Consider the following 3,759-nt stretch of genomic DNA (forward strand, 5'->3'; position numbering starts at 1 on the left):
ATCGTGCCACTGTTGTGTGTCGCAAAAACAGGTAACAACGCATAACGCCCAATGCTCAATTTTTCCTTATCGGAAAAATCGCCCGGGCGGGAAATAAGGTATTTTTTATGTAATTTAGTCTTTGCATTACGCATCGTGCGTTATACAAGACCGTTGTGCGTAAGCTAAAAAAAACAGTTTTCAATTTCAAAATTAATGGATGAACCGAATGATTTAGATATTTTAGTCAAATCTGAATTCGAGAAATTATACTCTGAATTAGATGATGACAAACAGAAATTCATAAATCCAAAATCTATAAAAAATATACTGTTTCATCTAATTGAAAATCCTCGGCTAAATCCACAAAAAAATCAGAAGTTACAAGAGCTGGGCGAAATTCGAATGAAAAAGAAATTGATGGAATTTTTTAATTCAGTTCGGAATACTGACTTAAATAAAGATAGCGCATCCGACTTATACGTTCGATATTTTATGAAAATTGGAGAGTTTATGAGTGAATATTATGGATTTTCGGGCGATGGCGGAAAAAATATTTTAATAAGCATATTAATTGTCCTTACAATCGGAGTTGGAATTGATACAATCTTATATCTGATTAGCTGGATTGAACTTCCTCTATTTTCGTTATTGCTCTTAACATTCTATATTGTAAGACGAATAATCAAATACAGGAAGAAAAAACAATACGGCTTATTCTATTGAGAACGTGGAAAGCCTACGCACAACACCGTATAACCGCAATTACGGCGGATTCGACTGCGTCCGAATCCACGCGTAATTGCTAAGACCAGTTCTAAAACGAAAAACCTCGTATATTTATCCGTAACTGCGGTTATACCAAACGTTATGTTCAATGCCTCCGAATTGAATTCTTGCGAATTAATTCGGAGGCATTTAATTTGGGCGTATTTGCGAATTATGACTGGAAATTAACGCAGCCCAATTGACAAAAAAACAAGCTGAATAAAATGCAGCGGACTTGCATCAGACAGTACCAATCGGTTATTTAAACACAAAATTGAGTTTCGGAATTATTGCACAAAATTTTAATCGGACTTGTTTGGCGGAAAAAATAAATTTCGACAAAAATCATAAACTGAAACTGTAAATTTTGACTTGGATTTCTGACTCGGACGTGCCACTGTTATGCGTCGGCACTAAACATAACAATGCATAACGCCCAATGCTCAATTTTTCCTTATCGGAAAAATCGCCCGGGCGGGAAATAAGGTATTTTTTATGTAATTTAGTCAGTGCATCACGCATCGTGTGTTATACAAAACCGTTACCCTTTATTAAAAATAAGACTCGTCAATAGTTCAACATTTGAGAACTAATTGTATATTTGTTCTATAATTGAACCGATGAAACGAATAATTGCAAAAAGTACACTTCGAGAATTTTGGGAAAAACACGCTGATTCAGAACAATATTTAAAGACTTGGTATGATACCGCAAAAAGTGCTGAATGGTTTTCGCCTAACGAAATCAAGCAAACGTATATCAATGCAAGTATCTTAAAGAATGGTCGAGTAGTTTTCAATATAAAGGGAAATTCTTACCGCCTTGTTGCTAAGTTCAATTATGAAAAACAATGGGCATTTATCCGTTTTATTGGCACTCACGCTGAATATGACAAAATAGATGCAGACACGATTTAAAAAAACCGATTATGGAATTAAAGCCTATAAAAACTGACAAAGATTACCGAGACGCACTTGAACGCTTGGAAATCATTTTCGATGCACCAATCAACACAAAAGAGGGCGACGAAGCGGAAATACTTTCGTTGTTAATTGAAAACTACGAGAATGAACATTATCCGATTGAGGCACCCGACCCAATTGAGGCGATAAAAATACGGATGGAAGAATTGAATATGCGCCAAAAGGATTTAGTGGGAATAATTGGCGGGAAAAGTCGAGTATCAGAAATCCTCAATAGAAAGAAAAAGTTGACTGTGGATATGATACGAGATTTGGAAAGAATACTTCAGATTTCAGCTTCAGTTTTGATAAGTAATTATCAACTCGAAAAGAAATAACAAAGGGTAACAATATATAAACGCAATAGCGGAGTAAATGATTAACTCAAAAGTAATTTTATAAATTTAAAGTAAGTCATTATTCGAAAATTAAGTGCGTCAATCCCGCTACTGCGCTTATACCAAACGTTACCCACAAGCTGAAAACCAACCGCATATTTTAGCACTTTCGGTTTTTGCCGACATACAAATCCAACGCTTTAAAACCAAAAGAGCTAAAATTTCCCAACGCTTGAGAATATTGTATTTAAGTATTTGCTTAAATAAGAAATAACAGTAACTTTGTGATATGGAAAATAATTCTTGCATAAGACAACAAGCCGATATTGAACAAATAAATCGTTGCAAAGACACAGTTTCGGAATTAAGCGAATCTTTCGACTATTTGGCGAACGGACTTTCATTGGTCGGAAATAGCGTTCGACTGAAAATACTTTACCTACTCTTTGAGGAAAAAAGACTTTGCGTTTGTGATTTAAGCGATATTCTTGGAATGAACATTTCTGCAATCTCTCAACATTTGAGGAAAATGAAAGACCGTAATCTATTAGAAACCGATAGAGAAGCCCAAACGATTTTTTACTCACTCACGGCTGAATACGAAAAAATGCTAAATCCATTCTTTGAGATACTTGATAAAAACAAAATTTTAGAAACGATATGAAAAGCGAAAACAAATTAATTGGTGCAGGTTTGTTAACTGCAATTACAGCTTCATTATGTTGTATTACACCTGTTTTGGCTCTAATCGCAGGAACAAGCGGAATTGCTTCAACATTTTCTTGGATTGAACCTTTTAGACCTTATTTAATTGGACTGACAATTTTAGTTCTTGGCTTTGCTTGGTATCAAAAACTAAAACCTCAAAAAGAAATAGACTGTGATTGTGAGACGGACGAAAAACCAAAATTTATTCAATCAAGGAAATTTTTAGGAATTGTAACTGTTTTTGCAATTGTAATGTTGGCTTTCCCATACTATTCAGGGATTTTTTACCCAAATACAGAAAAGCAAATAATCGTAGTTGACAAATCGGACATTAAAACAACGGAATTTAAAATCAGCGGAATGACTTGTGCAAGTTGCGAAGAACACGTCAATCACGAAGTAAACAAACTAAACGGAATTGTAAACTCAAAAGCGTCTTATGAAAATGGAAATGCAATCGTTGAATTTGACAAAACCAAAACCAATGAAACGGAAATTGAGAAAGCAATTAATTCAACAGGCTATAAAGTAACGGACAAAAAAGAAAATTAATGGAAACTATATTAAAATCTGAAATTACTTGTCCAAACTGCGGACATAAAAAAGTAGAAGATATGCCGACAAACGCTTGTCAATTTTTCTACGAATGTGAGAATTGCAAAACGGTTTTGAAACCTAAAGAGGGAGATTGTTGTGTTTATTGTTCTTATGGTACAGTAGCTTGTCCACCAATTCAAGAAAATAAAAGTTGTTGTTAAAAAGCCAACGCTAAAAGCCATACACATTTGTAATTCGCTTCAGCCGACACACAAGCCAAAAATTACAAAAGAGTATGTCTTTGCCAACGCTGAAAACCAAGCTGAACGGAATAAAGCCAGTGGGTAACAAAGAACTGAGGTAAAAAACAACATATTTCTTCATTAATTTTTGACATTATTATTCTAGGCTTACAGATTGAAAGATGGATCTATAAGCTGTTTTTTTATTTAGATTTTGGTTATTTT

General features: G+C 34.3%; 6 protein-coding genes. All 6 read left to right on the top strand.

Annotated elements, in window-relative coordinates; genetic code table 11:
- The first annotated feature begins 195 nt into the window (after positions 1–195).
- The 6 genes from VZD24_RS15110 (at position 196) to VZD24_RS15135 (ending at position 3,513) form a co-directional block, all read left to right on the top strand.
- Positions 196–705 (top strand): hypothetical protein, encoded by a 510-nt coding sequence (locus VZD24_RS15110; protein WP_342688094.1) that lies wholly within the window; start codon positions 196–198, stop codon positions 703–705.
- A 662-nt stretch (positions 706–1,367) separates the two neighbouring features.
- A complete protein-coding gene (locus VZD24_RS15115) occupies positions 1,368–1,664 on the top strand; it encodes a type II toxin-antitoxin system HigB family toxin (protein WP_342688096.1) in 297 nt (98 codons plus the stop codon).
- Between the two features lie 11 nt (positions 1,665–1,675).
- Positions 1,676–2,047: a helix-turn-helix domain-containing protein gene (locus VZD24_RS15120; protein ID WP_342688097.1), complete on the top strand. Its 372-nt coding sequence runs from the start codon at positions 1,676–1,678 to the stop codon at positions 2,045–2,047.
- A gap of 289 nt (positions 2,048–2,336) precedes the next feature.
- Positions 2,337–2,711 carry an ArsR/SmtB family transcription factor gene (locus VZD24_RS15125; RefSeq protein WP_342688098.1) on the top strand — a complete coding sequence of 125 codons (375 nt, stop codon included), beginning with the start codon at positions 2,337–2,339 and terminating at the stop codon, positions 2,709–2,711.
- Positions 2,708–3,307 carry a mercuric transport protein MerTP gene (merTP, locus tag VZD24_RS15130; protein ID WP_342688099.1) on the top strand — a complete coding sequence of 200 codons (600 nt, stop codon included), beginning with the start codon at positions 2,708–2,710 and terminating at the stop codon, positions 3,305–3,307. The genes VZD24_RS15125 and merTP overlap by 4 nt, the downstream gene beginning before the upstream one ends.
- Positions 3,307–3,513, top strand: coding sequence for a GDCCVxC domain-containing (seleno)protein (locus VZD24_RS15135; RefSeq protein WP_084677408.1), 207 nt, complete (start codon positions 3,307–3,309; stop codon positions 3,511–3,513). Before merTP ends, VZD24_RS15135 begins: the two co-directional genes overlap by 1 nt.
- The last annotated feature ends 246 nt before the right edge of the window (positions 3,514–3,759 follow it).

The organism is Aequorivita flava (genome assembly GCF_038742595.1).
Classification (GTDB): domain Bacteria; phylum Bacteroidota; class Bacteroidia; order Flavobacteriales; family Flavobacteriaceae; genus Aequorivita; species Aequorivita marisscotiae.